General features: G+C 61.3%; 13 protein-coding genes and 1 other RNA gene. 6 read left to right on the forward strand and 8 right to left on the reverse strand.

The window, feature by feature from the left end:
- Nucleotides 1-9 precede the first annotated feature (9 nt).
- The 8 genes from ssrS to PPRO_RS12855 all read right to left on the reverse strand — a co-directional run bounded on the left by ssrS (nt 10) and on the right by PPRO_RS12855 (nt 8,543).
- Nucleotides 10-188: non-coding RNA, 6S RNA (gene ssrS, locus PPRO_RS20295), on the reverse strand.
- Between the two features lie 59 nt (nt 189-247).
- Nucleotides 248-1,267, reverse strand: coding sequence for a 3-deoxy-7-phosphoheptulonate synthase (gene aroF / locus PPRO_RS12825; protein WP_011736457.1), 1,020 nt, complete (start codon nt 1,265-1,267; stop codon nt 248-250).
- A gap of 76 nt (nt 1,268-1,343) precedes the next feature.
- Nucleotides 1,344-2,033 (reverse strand): Crp/Fnr family transcriptional regulator, encoded by a 690-nt coding sequence (locus tag PPRO_RS12830; RefSeq protein ID WP_011736458.1) that lies wholly within the window; start codon nt 2,031-2,033, stop codon nt 1,344-1,346.
- Between the two features lie 10 nt (nt 2,034-2,043).
- Entirely contained in the window at nt 2,044-4,050 is a 2,007-nt protein-coding gene (tkt, locus tag PPRO_RS12835) for a transketolase (protein ID WP_011736459.1), read from the reverse strand.
- Between the two features lie 19 nt (nt 4,051-4,069).
- On the reverse strand, nt 4,070-5,071 hold the full coding sequence (thiL, locus tag PPRO_RS12840; RefSeq protein WP_011736460.1) for a thiamine-phosphate kinase: 1,002 nt from the start codon (nt 5,069-5,071) through the stop codon (nt 4,070-4,072).
- Nucleotides 5,072-5,108: 37 nt separating this feature from the next.
- Nucleotides 5,109-5,558: a hotdog fold thioesterase gene (locus PPRO_RS12845; RefSeq protein WP_011736461.1), complete on the reverse strand. Its 450-nt coding sequence runs from the start codon at nt 5,556-5,558 to the stop codon at nt 5,109-5,111.
- Nucleotides 5,559-5,640: 82 nt separating this feature from the next.
- Nucleotides 5,641-8,112, reverse strand: coding sequence for an endopeptidase La (gene lon, locus PPRO_RS12850; RefSeq protein WP_011736462.1), 2,472 nt, complete (start codon nt 8,110-8,112; stop codon nt 5,641-5,643).
- Nucleotides 8,109-8,543, reverse strand: coding sequence for an Hsp20/alpha crystallin family protein (locus PPRO_RS12855; RefSeq protein WP_011736463.1), 435 nt, complete (start codon nt 8,541-8,543; stop codon nt 8,109-8,111). Before PPRO_RS12855 ends, lon begins: the two co-directional genes overlap by 4 nt.
- Before the next feature lie 318 nt (nt 8,544-8,861).
- On the opposite strand from PPRO_RS12855, the gene speA reads away from it, so the two are divergent.
- The 6 genes from speA to PPRO_RS19610 all read left to right on the forward strand — a co-directional run bounded on the left by speA (nt 8,862) and on the right by PPRO_RS19610 (nt 17,830).
- Nucleotides 8,862-10,769 (forward strand): biosynthetic arginine decarboxylase, encoded by a 1,908-nt coding sequence (speA, locus tag PPRO_RS12860; protein WP_011736464.1) that lies wholly within the window; start codon nt 8,862-8,864, stop codon nt 10,767-10,769.
- A gap of 270 nt (nt 10,770-11,039) precedes the next feature.
- Nucleotides 11,040-12,236: a saccharopine dehydrogenase family protein gene (locus PPRO_RS12865; RefSeq protein WP_011736465.1), complete on the forward strand. Its 1,197-nt coding sequence runs from the start codon at nt 11,040-11,042 to the stop codon at nt 12,234-12,236.
- A gap of 76 nt (nt 12,237-12,312) precedes the next feature.
- Nucleotides 12,313-12,771, forward strand: coding sequence for a hypothetical protein (locus PPRO_RS12870; RefSeq protein WP_011736466.1), 459 nt, complete (start codon nt 12,313-12,315; stop codon nt 12,769-12,771).
- 14 nt (nt 12,772-12,785) lie between these two features.
- On the forward strand, nt 12,786-13,964 hold the full coding sequence (gene nspC / locus PPRO_RS12875) for a carboxynorspermidine decarboxylase (RefSeq protein ID WP_011736467.1): 1,179 nt from the start codon (nt 12,786-12,788) through the stop codon (nt 13,962-13,964).
- A 1-nt stretch (nt 13,965) separates the two neighbouring features.
- Nucleotides 13,966-14,175 (forward strand): hypothetical protein, encoded by a 210-nt coding sequence (locus PPRO_RS12880; RefSeq protein ID WP_041532316.1) that lies wholly within the window; start codon nt 13,966-13,968, stop codon nt 14,173-14,175.
- A 283-nt stretch (nt 14,176-14,458) separates the two neighbouring features.
- Complete coding sequence (locus PPRO_RS19610) at nt 14,459-17,830, forward strand: PAS domain-containing hybrid sensor histidine kinase/response regulator (RefSeq protein ID WP_049759722.1); 3,372 nt, start codon at nt 14,459-14,461, stop codon at nt 17,828-17,830.
- Nucleotides 17,831-17,837: the final 7 nt, after the last annotated feature.

The raw sequence follows: 17,837 nt of genomic DNA on the forward strand, positions 1-17,837 counted from the left end.
CCTTTTTTTACTCTCCCCGTCCTGCCGTCAACCTAAAAGGACCTCCGGCGAGTTCCTTAACAGGTGGGCGACCATATGCCGCTTCAGGCAAATCCCACGCAATGGGGCAGCACACCACGACAAGAATGGTCTCCCGTTCATTGTTTATTCCGCCCGGGCACTACAGCCGTCGAACAGGACAGGGAGAACGGATAATACGGTGCTATTATTACATCGGCCCTGAAAAGTTTTCAAGGGATTTAATGGGCTATTCCCGGGCAAAACCGAGAAAATCCGTCATACGCCGCACATCGGCCATCAGGCGCTCAAATCCCTGGAATGTGAGGGATTGCGGGCCGTCGGAAAGCGCCTTCTCCGGTTCGGGATGCACCTCCACCAGAACGCCGTGGGCGCCGGCCACCAGGGCCGCCAGGGTCATGGGGGGCACCAGGCTGCGCTTGCCGGTGGCATGGGACGGGTCGATCATCACCGGCAGGTGCGACAGCTCCCTGATCAGCGGCGCCACCGCAAGATCCAGGGTGTTGCGGGTGGCGGTCTCGAAGGTGCGGATACCCCGCTCGCAGAGAATGACCTGTTCATTCCCCTCGGCCAGGATGTACTCGGCGGCGGCCAGGAACTCCTCCACGGTGGCGCTCATGCCCCTTTTCAGCAGCACCGGCTTGCGGATCCTGCCCAACTCCCGCAGCAGGTCGAAGTTCTGCATGTTGCGGGCTCCCACCTGCAAGAGGTCGGCATAGTCGGCCACCAGCCCCACGCTGTCAGGGCTCATCACCTCGGTCACGACCGGCAGCCCGCTCTCCCTGCCGGCCAGGGCCAAGAGTTCCAACCCCTCTTCACGCAGTCCCTGGAAGGTGTGCGGCCCGGTACGCGGCTTGAAGGCCCCGCCACGCAGCATGTCAGCCCCGGCCTTCTTGACGAACAGGGCGGTCCTGACGATCTGCTCCTCGCTCTCCACGGCACAGGGGCCAGCCACCACCACCGGACGGCACCCCTGGCCCACACGCACACCGGCCACATCCACGATCGTATCCTCGGGATGGAAGTCCCGGGAGACCAGCTTGTACGGCTTGGAGACGTGGATCACCCGCTGCACGCCGGGAAGCTCCAGGATCTTGCTGTCATCCACATACCCCTGATTGCCCAGTACGCCGATGGCGGTGCGCTCGCTCCCCGGGATCGGGGCGGCCGAAAAGCCCATCTCCGCCACCGCCTGGTTGACCGCTTCGATATCCGCCTGGGTTGCCGTATGATTCATGACGATCAGCATCTGGAATTCTCCTTATCCCCGAAACCCGAGCGGCAACCGGTGTGGCCACATCTTGGGCGGCCACACGGTGCCGCACCTACTCGTGTCGTTCGCACAGTTTCTGCAGTTTGTCCATGCGGTGGATCAGCACCCGGCTTCCCTGCACCTCGATGATCCCCTCATCCTTAAGCTTGCGCAGGGTTCGGGAGATGGTCTCGCTGGCCGTGCCCAGCCGGGAAGCCAGCTCCCCCTTTTTGATCCCCAGGTCGATGTAGGTGATGCCGCCATAGCTGGCCGCCTTTTCTTCTGCCCGCCGCACCAGGAACGAGGCCAGCCGGGAGGTGACATCGGCGAAGGTGAGCTCCTCGATCTGCCGCACGAACTGGCGCAGCATCAGGGAGAGGGAGACCACCAGGTTGAGGGATAACTGCGGCTTGCGACTCATCAGCTCCATGAACCCCTCACGGGGGAGGAAAAGCGCCTCGCCACTCTCCATGGCGCGGGCCTCGGCCGGGTATCTGCCGTCGCCGAAAAAAGCCGCCTCGGCAAAGGTCTCCCGCGGTTTGACGAAGTGGAGCACCTTTTCGCGCCCATCCGGGGAGACGCGGCAGAGCTTGATGCTCCCGGCCACCAGCAGATAGAAGCCTGTGGCCTGCTCTCCCTCGCAGAACAGGGACTCCCCTTTGGCGAACCTGCGTCGCACGGTGATGGTGGCCAGGTCGGCCAGGTCATCACCGGACAGACCGGAGAAGAGCAGGGACTGTTTCAGCTGTTCCACCAGTTCCATGTACGGACGCTTACCTCTTCAGGAAGACGGCGATCTTCTCGGCCACCTGGGGCGGAGTGAGGCCGAACTGCCTGGCCAGCACATCTCCCGGCGCCGAGGCACCAAAGTGCTCGATGCCGATGAACAGGCCGTCGCACCCCAGGAGCCGTCCCCAGGACTCGCCGCGCCCCGCCTCAACGGCGATGCGCGGTATTCCGGCCGGAAGCAGGCCGTCACGGTAGGACTGGGGCTGGGCCATGAACGTCTCCAGGCAGGGGACCGAGACGACCCGGGCAACGACACCCTGGGCCGCCAGCAGTTCCGCCGCCTCCTGGGCCACGTGCACCTCGGAGCCGCTGGCCATGATGACCGCATCCGGTGCCCCTTCGGGAGAGGCGACCGGGTAGCCCCCCTTGAGCACGTCGGTGGTGCAGAAGCCGCTGCCGCGGGCGATGACCGGCAGGTTCTGGCGCGACAGGATCAGGGCGGTGGGGCCATTGGTGTAGTTCAGGGCGGCGTTCCAGGCCAGGGCCGTCTCCAGGCCGTCGGCCGGGCGGATCACCTGCAGGCCGGGGATCATGCGCAGCGAGGCGGTCTGCTCGATGGGCTGGTGGGTCGGGCCGTCCTCACCCACGAAGAAGGAATCGTGGGTGAACAGGTAGACCAGCCGCAGATTCATCAGGGCGGCCAGACGCACGGCCGAGCGACAGTAATCGGAGAAGACCAGGAAGGTGGCGCCGTAGGGGATGAAGCATCCGTAGAGGGCCATGCCGTTCATGATGGCGCCCATGGCGTGCTCGCGGATGCCGAAGTGCAGGTTGCGCCCTGCGAACGCACCGGGCTGCACCGATGCGGCTCCCTTGATATCGCTGTTGTTGGAGGGCGCCAGGTCGGCGGAACCGCCGGCCAGGGCGGGGAGCAGGGAGGCTACCTTCTGCAGCACGGCACCGGAGAGTGAGCGGGTGGCGCCAGCCTTGCCTGCCACGGCATTGATCAGTTCATCGGTCAGGTTAGGGGGGAGCGGTTTGCTCCACATCTGGTCCCACAGCAGGGCCTTGTCGGGGTTGGCGCTGCGCCATGCAGCAAAGCCGCGCTGCCACTCATCGTAGCGCTGCTTCAGCTGCTCCACCCTGCCACCACAGATGTCGCGCACCTCCTGGGGAACCTGGAAGGGGGCGTGGCTCCAGCCCAGGTTGGCTCGGGTGGCGGCGATCTCGTCCTTGCCCAGGGGGGAGCCGTGGGCGCCGGAGGAGTCCTGCTTGGCCGGACTGCCAAAGGCGATGTGGGTGGTGGCGATGATCAGCGAGGGGCACCCGGTCTCCGCCTTGGCGGCGGCGATTGCCGCCGTGATCTGGCCGTAGTCGTGACCATCGATCTTCTGCACGTGCCAGCCGCAGGCGGTGAAGCGTCCGGCCACATCCTCGGACCAGGCCAGGTTGGTCTTCCCCTCGATGGTAATGCCGTTGTCATCGTAGATGTAGACCAGGTTGCCCAGCTTGAGGTGCCCTGCCAGGGCCGCGGCCTCGTAGCTGATCCCCTCCTGCAGGCATCCGTCACCGGCCAGGGCATAGATGGTGTGGTCCACCGGCTTGAAATCGGTCGTATTGAAGCGCTCGGCTGCCATCTTGGCGGCGATGGCCATGCCGACGCCGTTGGCAAAGCCCTGCCCCAGCGGTCCGGTGGTGACCTCCACCCCCACGGTATGGCCGAATTCGGGGTGACCGGGGGTCTTGCTGCCCCACTGGCGGAAGTTCTTCAGCTCATCCAGGGGGAGGTCATAGCCGAACAGGTGCAGCAGCGAATAGAGCAGCATGGAGCCATGGCCGGCCGAGAGCACGAAACGGTCCCGGTTGGGCCAACAGGGATCGGCCGGATTGAAATTCAGGTAGTTTCCCCACAGGGCAAAGGCGCAGTCGGCCGCTCCCATGGGGAGACCGGGGTGACCGGAATTCGCCTGTTCCACCGCATCGACGGAGAGAAAACGGATCGCATCGGCGCAGAGCCGTGCCTCGGTCGCTGAAATCGCTGTCTGTTGCATCGCTGTTCCTTTTGAGTTGTCAGATTGAATGGGTAAAGCCTGGTTTTCGGGGGATGTAACGGCTGCCGTCCTCCATGACGACCTCCACCCCTGAAAAACTCGTTACTATACCAACAGCCGTAGCCTGAATGCCACTGTTTTTCACGATACTTTCGATTTTTTCATGGTTTTCCGCCGCAGCGGTGAAGGCCAGTTCGTAGTCCTCACCGCCGGACAGGATCAGGTGATGGGGGAAGGAGGGAAAACGGGAGGCACGGCGGCGGAAATCGGCGGAGATGGGGAGGCGCTCCAGGTAGAGGACGCCCCCCACCCCGGACTGCTGGGCTATGTGGCCAAAGTCGGCCAGCAGGCCGTCGCTCACATCGATCATGGCACTGACCAGGCCGGATTCGGCCAGGGCGTGCCCCACCCGGGTGCGGGGCGAGGGATCCAGCAGGCGGGACAGAAGTGACGGCTCATCGCACACCGCCCCATCCTCCAGCAGCGACAGCACCAGGGCGGCATCCCCCAGGGTGCCGCTGACCCAGATCTCGTCCCCTGCCCTTGCTCCGCTGCGGCGCAGAATCAGGTGGGGAAACTGCTCCGCCATGATGGTCACCGAGATGACCAGACCGTTCTTGGAGGAGCAGGTATCGCCGCCGATCAGGGTCACGCCATGCTCCCCGGCCATGGCCAGAAACCCCTCGGTGAAGCGGTCCAGGAACTCCAGCGGAAACCCGGCCGGGATAGCCAGAGAGAGTAGTGCCCAGCGCGGGATAGCCCCCATGGCGGCGACATCGGAGATGCTCACCCCCAGTGACTTGCGTCCCAGAGCCAGGGGATCATGCCAGGTTGTACGGAAGTGCACGTCCTCCAGCAGCATGTCGGTGGAGGTCAAGAGCTGCATACCGGGAGTGAGGACGGTCACGGCTGCGTCGTCGCCGATGCCGGTGATCACCCCCTCGCCCCCGGCCACATGGGCGGCGATGCGGTCGATCAGGCCGAATTCGCCCAGGGTGGAGAGTTTCGTGTCAGTAGTCATGGTATATGGTTCATTCCCCTTCTATGCGGCCACGGCGTCATTCGCCTGCCTGGCCTTTGAACTGGTCCACATCCGTGACAGCCACCGTGAGCCGCGACACGCAGACCAGCCTATCATCATGGTTATGGATTCTGATCTCCCAGATCTGGGTCCTCCGCCCCAGGTGCAGCGGACGGGCCACGCCGGTGACCCAGCCGGAACGCACCGGCCGCACATGGTTGGCGTTGATCTCCAGTCCGACGATGCGCTTTTTCCCCTGATCCAGGCAGAGGCCGGCGGCCACGCTTCCCACGGTTTCGGCCAATGCAACCGAGGCCCCGCCGTGGAGTATGCCGGCCGGCTGGTGCGTGCGGCGATCCACCGGCATCCTGGCCGTGAGATGGTCAGCGCCCAGCTCAACGAACTCGATCCCCAAATGTTCGGCCAGGGTGTTTCGGGAACTCTGGTTGAGCTCTGCCAGGGTTATTCCGCTATCGCGCAGATCCATTGACCTTCCCTCCAAAAAGGAGGGGGATAGGATGCCATGGACGGCATCGTATCCCCCTCTCCGGTTAGCGTCTCAGTAACGGCTATCCCTTGGCGCTGGCCGGGAGTCCCTGATCGGGCGAATTCGGCGCCGCGGCGCCTCTGGTTGTCCGCTTTTTGGGGACACTCCCCGCCGGAGTGGCCGCCAGGGGGGGCGGATACTTCTCCAGTGCCAGCTTGAGCACCTCGTCGATCTTGGTCACCGGCACGATCTTTACCCTCTTGAGGATCTCGGCCGGGACGTCCTCCAAATCCTTCTTGTTCTGGGCCGGTATGATCACCGTTTTCATCTCCGAGCGTACGGCGGCCAGGATCTTCTCCTTCAACCCGCCGATGGGCAGAACCTTGCCCCGCAGGGTGATCTCGCCGGTCATGGCCACGTCTTTCCTGACCGGAATGCGGGTTATGACCGAGACCAGGGCCGTTGTCATGGCGACCCCGGCGGAAGGGCCGTCCTTGGGGATAGCGCCGGCCGGAACATGCACGTGGATCTCATGTTGCTGAAAGAACTCCGGCTTGATGCTCAGTTCCTCGGCATGGGCGCGGATGTAGGAATGGGCGGCCTGGGCCGACTCCTTCATCACGTCCCCCAGCTGACCGGTGAGGGTCAGGCCGGCCTTGCCCTGCATCTGTGACGCTTCGATGTGCAGGATTTCACCCCCCACCGGGGTCCAGGCCAGGCCGTTGACCACGCCGATTTCGTTTCTGTCCAGGTCCTCTTCCCGCATGAACTTGGGCGCGCCCAGGAAGGTATGCAGGTTCTTGGCAGTCACCCGGGTGATGCGTTTCTGCCCCTCGGCCACCTTGCGGGCCACCTTGCGGCAGACCGTGCCGATCTCCCGCTCCAGGTTGCGCAGCCCGGCCTCGCGGGTATATTTGGCGATGATCTCGGCAATGGCCTCGTCGTCAAAGGCGATGTTCTTCTCCTTCAGGCCATTCTCCTTCATCTGGCGCGGCACCAGGAAACGCCGGGAGATCTCCAGCTTCTCCTCCTCGGTGTAGCCCGAGAGGGTGATCACCTCCATGCGGTCGCGCAGGGCCGACGGCACCGGGTCGATCTGGTTGGCGGTGGCGATGAACATCACGTTGGACAGGTTGTAGGGCTGGTTGATGTAGTGGTCGGAGAAGGAGTGGTTCTGCTCCGGGTCCAGCACCTCCAGGAGCGCCGATGAGGGATCCCCCTTGTAGTCGTAGCCCAGCTTGTCCAGCTCGTCCAGCATGAAGACCGGATTGTTGGTGCCGGCCTGCTTCATCCCCTGGATGATACGCCCGGGAAGCGCGCCGATGTAGGTGCGGCGATGACCGCGAATCTCGGCCTCGTCACGCACCCCCCCCAGGGAGATGCGCACGAACTTGCGGTTCATGGCCCGGGCGATGGACTTGCCCAGGGAGGTCTTGCCCACGCCGGGAGGGCCGACGAAGCAGAGGATCGGCCCTTTCATCTTCTTCTTCAGCTTGCGCACGGAGAGGAACTCCAGGATGCGCTCCTTGATCTTGTCCAGATAGAAGTGGTCCTCATTCAGGATCTTCTCGGCACGACCGATGTCCAGGCTGTCGCGGCTGGACTTGCTCCAGGGGATCTCCACCAGCCAGTCCAGGTAGGTGCGGATGATGCCGGCCTCGCCGGCATCGGGGTGCATGTTCTCCAGGCGGCCCAGCTGTTTCAGCGCCTCCTTCTGCACGCTCTCCGGCATTCTGGCGGACTCGATGGCCTTGCGGATCTCGATCAGATCCTCCTTCCCCTCGCCGTCCCCCAGCTCCTGCTGGATGGCCCGCATCTGCTCCCGCAGGTAGTACTCCCGCTGGTTCTTGCCCATCTCCTCGCGGGCCGCGCTCTGGATCTTGGCCTGCACGCTTAAGAGTTCCACCTCACGATTGAGCAGTTCGTTGATCTTGGTCAGGCGGGTTATGGGATCCACCGTTTCCAGGAGCTGCTGGGCGTCGGCAACCTTGAGCCCCATGTTGCTGGCGATCAGGTCGGCCATGCTCCCCGGATCCTGGATATTCTCCAGTATGACTATCACCTCGGGGGAGACCTGCTTGCCCAGTTCCACAACCTTGGCCAACTGCTCCCGCACGGTGCGCACCAGGGCCTCTGTCTCCAGGGTCGCATCAAGCAGCGGCATATCGTTCAAGCGTTCGACACGTACCGTATAGAACGGCTTCTCCGAGGTAAATTCGGTGATGCGGGCCTTGGCCAACCCCTGGACCAGGATCTTGATCCTGCCGTCGGGCAGTTTGAGCATGCGCATGATCATGGCCACCGTGCCGACGCCGTAAATCTTGTCCGGCGGTGGATCTTCCTCGCTGATCTCGTACTGGGTGGCCAAAAGGATCATGCGGTCTCCCGCCAGGGCGCTGTCCACGGCTTTGACCGACATCTCGCGCCCAACGAAAAGCGGAATGATCATGAACGGGTAGACCACCACGTCCCGTACCGGCAAGAGCGGTAATTCATCGGGTATTTTCAGCTCTTCCGCATCCTGCTTTTCAATGTCTTTTTCGGTTTCACTCAAGGTGTAATCTCCTTTATGGGTACCTGCAGGCCATCACTCTTTGGGCACGTCACCCGCAGCACGCCCAAGCGGTATTCGGCGGTAATGGAGCAGGGATTGCTGTCTCCGGGTATCTGCACGGCAGAGCGGAAATCTCCGTACGTGCGCTCCATGCAGATGAAACTCCCCTCGATCTGCTCACGCGGCTTGTGCGCCTCCAGAAGCAGCGTGATGCCGCAGACCTTGAGGCAGATATCCTCCACGCGGAAACCGGGCAGATCGAACTCCAGTACGACTCCATCACCGGTCTCGTACATATCCATGCGCGGCCGGTTCTCGGACTCATCGAAGCCATCCTTCAACTCAAGGACATGCAGCAGGTTTTTGATTTCGCCAACCTGACGGCTGTAAAACTCCAGATGGTACGGTTTCTTGCCTGAAAAACGTGTCATGGCAGATATCCGTTCATGAAGAAGTGGTAGATCTTCTATTCCCGTATCGGTTTGAATGATGTAACCATTCCAACAGCCGTTGTCAAGGTTGACGGAGCGCCACTTTGCCACAACGTTAAAAATCGGTTGACATACGACCGCCCATACAGGATATTTCATCCTTTTCGGATGCAAAGGTTCAGATGGAGCGTCGATTCTCCCCGTTTTCCGGCGACGGCGCTCCGACCCCGCTGATTGCCGTGCGAATCGCCATGGGCTGCGGTTTCTATTTTGGCATTCTATTGTATCATTACCACTATCCAGACGAGGAAACGGCCTATGGAGCGCTGGTCAATCAACGATTCCGCGAAAATTTACAATCTCAACAACTGGGGCGGTGATCTCTTCTCCATCAACAAGAAGGGTAATATCTGCGTCCATCCTTCCCCCAATTCAAAGTATTCCATCGAACTGGCATCCCTGGTGGACGACCTGATCAAGCGTAAGATAAAACCCCCCATCCTGCTCAGGTTCATGAACATCCTGGAGGGGCGCATCGCATCCATCAACCGGGTCTTCAGGAATGCCATCCAGACCAACAACTACCCGGCCCAGTACCAGACCTTCTACCCCATCAAGGTCAACCAGCAGCGCCAGGTCGTGGAGGCCATCGCCAACTTCGGCAAGAAGTACAACATCGGCCTGGAGGTGGGCTCCAAGCCTGAACTTGTGGCCGCCATTTCCATATCCACCAACAACAGCCTGCCGATCATCTGCAACGGCTACAAGGATACCGAGTTCATCGAGACCGTCCTGTACGCCACCAAGATCGGTTACAATATCACCATCGTGATCGAGAAGCTGTTCGAACTGGAGAAGGTCATCGAACTCTCCAGGAAGACCGGCATCACCCCCAAACTGGGCATCAGGGTCAAGCTCTCCTCCAAGGGGACCGGCAAGTGGGCCACCTCCGGCGGCGAGGACGCCAAGTTCGGCCTGCGCATCTCCGAGATAATCACCGCCATCGACCTGCTCAAGCAGTACAACCTGATCGACAGCGTCAAGCTGCTGCACTCCCACATCGGCAGCCAGGTCACCAAGATCGACAAGATCAAAAACGCGCTGATCGAGGGGGCCCGCATCTATGTGGAGATGAAGAAGCTGGGGGTCAACCTGGAGTACATCGACATCGGCGGCGGTCTGGGGGTGGACTACGACGGATCCAAGTCCAGCTACTTCTCCAGCGTCAACTACTCGGTGGAAGAGTACGCCAACGACGTCATCTACCAGATCAAGAACATCTGCGACGAGGCGGGGGTGGACTGCCCCAACATCATCTCCGAATCGGGCCGGGCCACCGTTGCCCACTACTCGGTGATGGTCACCAACATCCTCAACACCAACACCCAGAACCAGATGCCCGACTTCGAATCCATCCTGACCCAGGCGGAGCCCCTCTCACCCACGGTCAGGAAGCTTGTGGACATCTACAAGAGCATCGACCGCCACTCCCTGCGCGAGGATTACCACGACACCCTCCAGCTGATCCAGGAGGCGGTCAGCCTGTTCAACCTGGGCTACCTGAACCTGAACGACCGGGCCATGGCGGAATGGCTGTACACACGAATAATCAAGAAGATCAACAACCTGGTGGAAAAGATGAAGCCGGTCCCCGAGGAGTTGCAGAACTTCAAGCTGAGCATGCGCCAGACCTATTTCGCCAACTTCTCCCTGTTCCAGTCCATACCGGATTCCTGGGCCATCGACCAGCTCTTCCCGATCATGCCGATCCAGCGGCTGGGGGAAAAGCCGGACGTGATCGCCTCCATCGCCGACATCACCTGCGATTCCGACGGCGAGATCACCAGCTTCGTGGGCGAGAACGGACGGACCAAGTACCTGCCGCTGCACAAGATCAGAAAGAACGAGGAGTACTACATCGGCTTCTTCCTGATCGGCGCCTACCAGGAGATACTAGGGGACCTGCACAACCTGTTCGGTGACACCAATGCCGTGCACATAACCTTCAACAAGAAGACCAACTACCGCATCGACACGGTCATCAGCGGCGACGCCATCCAGCAGTCCCTCAAATACGTACAGTACGACGGCAACGAGATACTGAAAAAAGTGCGCGACAGCCTGGAGAACGGGGTCGCCTCCAAGAAGATCTCCATCGAGGAGAGCAGCCACTTCCTGGAACTGCTGGACAAGACCATCCAGGCCTACACCTACCTGGGTGAATAGGCGTTTCACCGCACCGCAACGACAGTATTGATGAGCACCATCGTCAGCCGCCAATTCCTCCCCCATCCCCTCTGAAGAGAGAATGGGGAGGGGCTCGGCGTTGCCAGCGAAGGAGAATCTCCCCCCTACCCCTTTTCCCAGAAGCGGGCTTTCTATCCACATCACACATTGGCCTGAAGAGGGTAACGGACCGGAACAAACGGTATAATTCTTATTCAGGCAGGCAATTCGCTGCCGTTCGATTCATGGCAGCAGGAGGAGCGTACAGATATGAGCAAGGTACTGATTATCGGAGCAGGCGGAGTCGGCAGCGTCGTCACCCACAAGTGTGCCCAGCGGCGGGACATCTTCAGCGAGATCACCCTAGCCTCGCGGACCAAGAGCAAGTGCGACGCCATCGCGGCCCAGTTAGGCAACAGCATCAACACCGCCCGGGTTGACGCCGACAATGTCCCGGAACTGGTGTCCCTGCTCAGACAGGTTCAGCCAAAACTGGTCATCAATGTCGCCCTCCCCTACCAGGACCTGACCATCATGGATGCCTGCCTGGAAACCGGTGTGAACTACCTGGACACCGCCAACTACGAGCCCATCGACACGGCAAAATTCGAGTATTCCTGGCAGTGGGCCTACCAGGAGCGCTTCAAAGACGCCGGCCTGATGGCACTTCTGGGCTCCGGCTTCGACCCGGGGGTGACCAACGTCTACACCGCCCTGGCGGCGAAAAAGCACCTGGACGAGGTTCAGGAGATCGACATCATCGATGCCAACGCCGGCTCCCACGGCCAGCCCTTCGCCACCAACTTCAACCCGGAGATCAACATCCGCGAGGTGACCGCCATCTGCCGCCACTGGGAGAACGGCCAGTGGGTGGAGTCCGGCGCCCTGGCCACTAAACATTCCTTCGACTTTCCCGAGGGGATCGGCCCCATGAACATCTACCGCATGTACCATGAGGAGATGGAGTCGCTGGTCAAACATATCCCCAGCATCAAAAAGGCCCAGTTCTGGATGACCTTCTCGGACAACTACCTGAAGCACCTGGAGGTGCTGCAGAACGTGGGCATGACCCGCATCGACGAGGTGGAGTTCCAGGGGCAGAAGATCGTGCCGATCCAGTTTCTGAAGGCGCTCCTCCCCGACCCCGGCTCCCTGGGTCCCCTGACCAAGGGGAAGACCTGCATCGGCGTCATCGCCCGCGGGCTGAAGGACGGCAAACGAAGGCAGGTCTACATCTACAACATCTGCGACCACCAGGAGTGCTACCGGGAGGTCAGCTCCCAGGCCATCAGCTACACCACCGGCGTGCCGGCGGTGGTGGGGGCGATCATGATGCTGACCAACAAGTGGCACGGAGCTGGCGTCTTCAACATGGAGCAGTTCGATCCCGAACCGTTCCTGGATGAACTGGGGCCCATGGGGCTGCCCACCGTGGTGGTGGATGGCGGCGACTGGCCCGAGCTGTAACCATCAGACCGGATTTGGCGGTTCACACCTGCCGTCCCCTGGTTGATCCACTATTCCATCAAGAAGGAGTATCAGCATGAAGCGCCTGGTCTGCATCTGCCTGACCCTGCTCGCCCTCTCTCCCCTGGGAGCGTTTGCCGGCGGCCTGGAAAATTTCCTGGCCAATGTGAATGTCCAGGCCCGGGCCGACCTGCCCGGCTTCTCCGCCAGGGTCAGTACCCAGTTCGGGGTACCGATCCCGCAGGTTCAGGCGGTCATCGGCTCGGTCCACGAACCTGCCGACGCCTTCATGGTTTTCCAGCTTGGCCAGATGTCCGGCCAGCCGACGGAGCGGGTGCTGCGCAGCTACAAATCCGGTAAGGGCAGGGGTTGGGGAGTGATTGCCAAGGAACTGGGCATCAAGCCCGGCTCGGCCGATTTCCACGCCCTGAAGAGCGGCAACCTCTCCTTGAGCGGTCACCCCGACGGCGGCCAGACCTCCCCCGGCAAGGGCAAGGGGAACGGCAAGGGACATGGCAAAGGGCACGACAAGTAGGGGCAACTCAGCACATGACCGGCATCGACATCGAAAAAATCCTTGAACTGGCCCCCTCCCCCGCCTATGTGGTGGACCTGGGACGACTGCGCCACAACCTGGCAATCCTGGACAACGTGCAGAAACGGAGCGGCGCCAAGATACTCATGGCGCTGAAGGCCTTCTCCATGTGGAGCACCTTCCCCCTGATCAGCCGCACCCTGGCCGGGGTCTGCGCCAGTTCCCCCTGGGAGGCGCGCCTGGGACGTGAGGAATTCGGCGGGGAGGTGCACAGTTTCGCCGCCGCCTTCAAGGAGCGCGATGTGGTGGAGCTCTTGGAGATCTCCAACCACCTGGTCTTCAACTCCCTTGGCCAGCTGGAGCGCTTCCGCCCGCTCTGGGAAGCGAAGCATGGAAATGTCTCCATCGGACTGCGGGTCAACCCGGAACACTCCGAGGGGCACACCGCCATCTACGACCCCTGCGCCCCCTGCTCGCGCCTGGGCATCCCCCTGGCGGAATTTGAGCGAAGAATCGGTGAGGTTGGTGAGGAGCGCGCCCTGAACGGCGTGGAGGGGCTGCACTTCCACACCCTCTGCGAGCAGCTCTTCCAGCCGCTGGAGCGCACGGCACGGGCCTTCGAGGAGAAGTTCGGCAGGTTCCTGCCGCGCATGAAATGGCTCAACCTGGGGGGAGGACACCACATCACCCGGGAGGGGTATGACATCGACGGCCTGGTGGATCTGGTCAGCTACTTCCGGGAGAAGTATGATCTTACGGTCTACCTGGAGCCGGGGGAAGCCATCGCCATCGGCACCGGCATCCTGGTGGGCGAGGTGCTGGACCTGGTGCACAACGCCATGGATATCGCCATACTGGACCTGTCAGCCACCTGCCACATGCCGGACATCCTTGAGATGCCCTACCGTCCCGACATCAAAAACGGCTTTGATCCTGGCGAAAAGGCGCACAGCTACCGCCTGGCCGGCCCCTCCTGCCTGGCCGGCGACGTGATCGGCGACTGGTCCTTTGAACGGCCGCTCCTGCCGGGAGATCGCCTGGCATTCCTGGACATGGCCCACTACACCATGGTCAAGACCACCACCTTCAACGGCATCCAGCACCCGGCCATCTGCACCTATGAGCCGGAAACCGGCGAACTCAAGGTCGTGCGCACCTTCGCCTATGGCGACTTCAGGGCGCGCCTCTCCTGACATGGCCCTGAAGAGCAAACTCTGGATGACCGGCAGCCTGGAATGGTTCACCTTCATCGACAACGAAGAGGTCTACCTGGGCAAACGGGAGGTGCCTGTGCCGCTGGAGGAGGGGGACTCCTGGACCAACGAGCTTGGAAACATGTTCAGGGTGATGGATGGGATGATCTCGCTCATCGGCAGAACCGAACCGCCCACACGCTGCTGGTAGAGTCTGAATTCGCCCTGTAACAGACCAATCCGTAGCGACTCTCCCGAGCGCAACACAACAGAACAACTTGAATTCCCCCTTCCTTGACTGTTATATGTCACACACATTTCCGCTCCCCACTGTGCAAATCGTCCCGGGGAGTACCCCCTGATATATGTCCTTCTGAAAAACGCGTGCGGAGTCAGGCGCCAGACAGCCGGGTAGCGCACGGCGAAAACCTGCCTCCCAACGCCACACGCTTGAGGTTTCAATGAGGAAACAGCCACCAGGTTACATCCCGCACATGGATGACAAACTCTCTGCCGCGCTCCTGCATTCAATCAAGGGCATAGCCTGGGAGTGCGATCCACTCACCCTGCGTTTCTCCCATGTTGACCAGGAGGCGGAATCCATCCTGGGCTATCCGTGCCGGCAGTGGGTCGAAGAACAGGATTTCTGGCAGGCCCACATCCCAACCGATGACGCGGAGCAATGCGCCATCCAGCTCAGGGAGGCGGCTGAGAAGGGGGAAAGCCGGGAATTCGAACACCGCATGGCCGCGGCGGACGGGAGAACCGTCTGGTTCCGCACCATTGTCACTCCGCTCCCCACCGAAGGCGGCTCCATCCGCCTGCAGGGGGTCATGATCGACATCTCCGAGAGCAGGCAAACCAGGATGCTGCTGCAATCCAGTGAGGAGCGCTTCCAGCGGGCCATGCTGGGCGCCAACGACGGCATCTGGGACTGGAACCTGCTCACCGATGAGGTCTACTTCTCCCCCCGCTGGAAGGAGATGCTCGGCTACGCTGAGCATGAGCTGGAGAACAATCTCGACAGCTGGTCCTACCTGACGCATCCGGCCGACCTGCAGGCCACCCTGACACTGATAAAGGACTACGTGGAGGGGCGGAGCGACACGTTTGAAGCCGAGTTCCGCATGAGACACCGGGACGGCCACTACATCTGCGTCCTGTCGCGCGGCCTCCTGGCTCGTGACGATGACGGCAGGGGAACCCGCCTAGTGGGTACCCATGTGGACATTACACGACAGAGGCGGGCGGAGGAGGAACTTTATCTTGCCCGATACTGCCTGGATCAGGCGCCCATGGGTATTTTCAGACTCGATCAGGACATGAACGTACTCTATGCCAACAGGCATGCCTGCGAGAGTCTGGGGTATTCCCGGGAAGAGCTCTGCCGGATGTCGGTGTTCGACTTCGACCCGCAGTTCAGGAGGGAAGACCTTCCCAATCATCTAAAAAAAAGACAACAACGGCATTGCATGACCTTTGAAGCGGTTCACCGGAACAGGGATGGTGTCATCTTTCCCGTGGAAATAACCTCAACCCACTTGGAATATCAGGGAGAAGAGTTCCTGTTCAGTTTCGCACGTGACATTACTGAGCGCAAAAGGGCCGAGCAGGCCTTAAAGGAGCAGGAGGAGCTGTACAGCGTTATATTCAATCAGGCGCCCGACGGTGTGGTCCTGGTGGACGCGGAGACGCTGGAATTCAGGGAGTTCAACGACACGGCCTGCGCAGGGCTCGGCTACAGCCGGGAGGAATTCGCCCGACTGTCCGTAGCCGATATCAACCCCGAATACGACAAGGAGTGGCACCGGAGCCATATCAACGAGATCATCTCCCGGAATTATGGCGTCTTCGAGACCATCCATCGTCACCGCAACGGCTCGCTGCGCAACATGCGCATCAGCGTGAGAACGGTCCAGATTCGGGGGTGCCGCTATCTGCTGTCGTTCTGGACCGACACCACCGAGCAGGCCAGACTCCAGGAGGAGCTGAGACTGCGGGAATACTACCAGCGTGCGCTCCTGGACAACTTTCCCTCTGCCGCCTGGATCAAGGACAGAGAGGGACGCTTCCTGGCGGTCAACAGACAGCTTGCCACCTTTCTGGGGCTAGCGTCCCCCCAGGAACTGGTGGATAAAACCATCCATGATGTCGCCCCCTCGGCTCTTGCCGACCAAAACACGGCAGAGGACCGCAGGGTACTGACGAGCGGCAGACCAAAACACGACGAGGAAGAGCTTCCGGTAAGCGGTGAAAACCGCTGGTTCGAGGTCTATATTTCCCCGGTCTCCATCGACGGCCAGGTCGTCGGTACCGTGGGATGCAACTGGGATGTCACCGAGCGGAAAAAGATCGAGCAAAACCTCAGGGAGAGCGAGGAACGCTACCGCAGGCTGGTGGAGCTTTCTCCCGACGCGATCTTCATCCACAGCGGCAACAGATTCGTTTTCATGAACCAGGCCGCCGCCAGGCTGCTGGGAGCGAAAACCCCGGAAGAGCTCTACGGCAGGAAACCGCTGGATTTCATCCATCCCGACCAGCGGGAAATGGTGGGGCAGCGGATAGACAGGGCACTTGAACGTCGGGACAACCCTCCCATCGAGGAGCTGATGGTCCGACTGGACGGCTCCACCGTGCCGGTGGAGATGGTCTCCGTGCATCACACCTACCGGGGCAAAGACGCGGTGCTGGCCATAGCCCGCGACATAAGCGAGCGAATGAAGATTCAGGACGAGCGGGTACGAAGCCAGAAACTGGAATCCCTGGGGCTCCTGGCAGGAGGCATCGCCCATGATTTCAACAACATCCTTTCCGGCATCCTGGGAAACATCTCGCTGGTCTGCTCAAGACTCGACCCCGACGACCCTCTCGCCAGCCGCCTCAAAAGCTGCGAAAAAGCGACCATCCGGGCCACCGGGCTGACCCGGCAGCTGCTCACCTTCGCCCGCGGCGGAGAACCGGTCAGGAAGGTCATCGATCCCGCCCCCCTGATCCGGGAAAGCGCCACCTTCGTGCTGCGCGGCACCAACGTGAAGGGTGACATCCGGATGACGGAAGGCCTCTCGTGCATCAACGTCGATGCCGGACAGATCAGTCAGGTGCTGAACAACCTGATCATCAACGCCACGCACTCCATGCCGGGTGGCGGGGTAATCATCATCAGCGCGATGAACGAAGCGCTTCACGAGGGGAATGCGTTCAACCTGGCACCAGGGGATTACCTGAGAATAACCGTCCAGGACCAGGGCTGCGGCATCCCGCCGGAAAATCTGCCCAAGATATTCGACCCCTACTTCACCACCAAACGAAGGGGGAGCGGCCTGGGGCTTGCTTCGGCCTATGCCATAATCAGACGCCATGGCGGGGCGATCGAAGTATCCTCCCGGGTGGGGGTTGGAACGACGTTCACCCTCCGCCTTCCGGCTCAGCCCCAGGTACATGCCGCTGACAGGATGGTTGGACCAGGGAATGTCCTGTGTGGAAGCGGAAGAATCCTGGTCATGGACGACGAAGAGATCATCCGGGAGGTATCACGGGAAATCCTCCAGTGCGCCGGTTACTGCGTGGAGTCGTGCTCCGACGGAAGAGAGGCACTGCAGCGCTTCCAGGAGGCGAAAGAGAAAAGCAGACCGTTCGATGCGATCATCATGGACCTGACCATTCCCGGCGGCATGGGGGGGAAGGAGGCAGCACAGCTCATCCGCGCTGTGGACCCGAACGCGGTCCTGATCGTCTCCAGCGGCTATTCCAACGACCCGGTGATTGCCACCTACCAACAGCACGGCTTCAACGGATCGGTGGTCAAGCCGTTCTCCTTCCAATCCCTGGCCGGCGAGGTGCAACGGTTGATCAATAAGGGGAAGTAAAGGGGGA

This window comes from Pelobacter propionicus DSM 2379 (genome assembly GCF_000015045.1).
Classification (GTDB): domain Bacteria; phylum Desulfobacterota; class Desulfuromonadia; order Geobacterales; family Pseudopelobacteraceae; genus Pseudopelobacter; species Pseudopelobacter propionicus.

Excerpts from the sequence above, each read along its gene's own strand:
- aroF (WP_011736457.1), bottom strand. The coding sequence starts at position 1,267 with ATGCTGATCGTCATGAATCATACGGCAACCCAGGCGGATATCGAAGCG.
- PPRO_RS12830 (WP_011736458.1), bottom strand. The coding sequence starts at position 2,033 with ATGGAACTGGTGGAACAGCTGAAACAGTCCCTGCTCTTCTCCGGTCTG.
- tkt (WP_011736459.1), bottom strand. The coding sequence starts at position 4,050 with ATGCAACAGACAGCGATTTCAGCGACCGAGGCACGGCTCTGCGCCGAT.
- thiL (WP_011736460.1), bottom strand. The coding sequence starts at position 5,071 with ATGACTACTGACACGAAACTCTCCACCCTGGGCGAATTCGGCCTGATC.
- PPRO_RS12845 (WP_011736461.1), bottom strand. The coding sequence starts at position 5,558 with ATGGATCTGCGCGATAGCGGAATAACCCTGGCAGAGCTCAACCAGAGT.
- PPRO_RS12855 (WP_011736463.1), bottom strand. The coding sequence starts at position 8,543 with ATGACACGTTTTTCAGGCAAGAAACCGTACCATCTGGAGTTTTACAGC.
- speA (WP_011736464.1), top strand. The coding sequence starts at position 8,862 with ATGGAGCGCTGGTCAATCAACGATTCCGCGAAAATTTACAATCTCAAC.
- PPRO_RS12865 (WP_011736465.1), top strand. The coding sequence starts at position 11,040 with ATGAGCAAGGTACTGATTATCGGAGCAGGCGGAGTCGGCAGCGTCGTC.
- PPRO_RS12870 (WP_011736466.1), top strand. The coding sequence starts at position 12,313 with ATGAAGCGCCTGGTCTGCATCTGCCTGACCCTGCTCGCCCTCTCTCCC.
- nspC (WP_011736467.1), top strand. The coding sequence starts at position 12,786 with ATGACCGGCATCGACATCGAAAAAATCCTTGAACTGGCCCCCTCCCCC.
- PPRO_RS12880 (WP_041532316.1), top strand. The coding sequence starts at position 13,966 with ATGGCCCTGAAGAGCAAACTCTGGATGACCGGCAGCCTGGAATGGTTC.
- PPRO_RS19610 (WP_049759722.1), top strand. The coding sequence starts at position 14,459 with ATGGATGACAAACTCTCTGCCGCGCTCCTGCATTCAATCAAGGGCATA.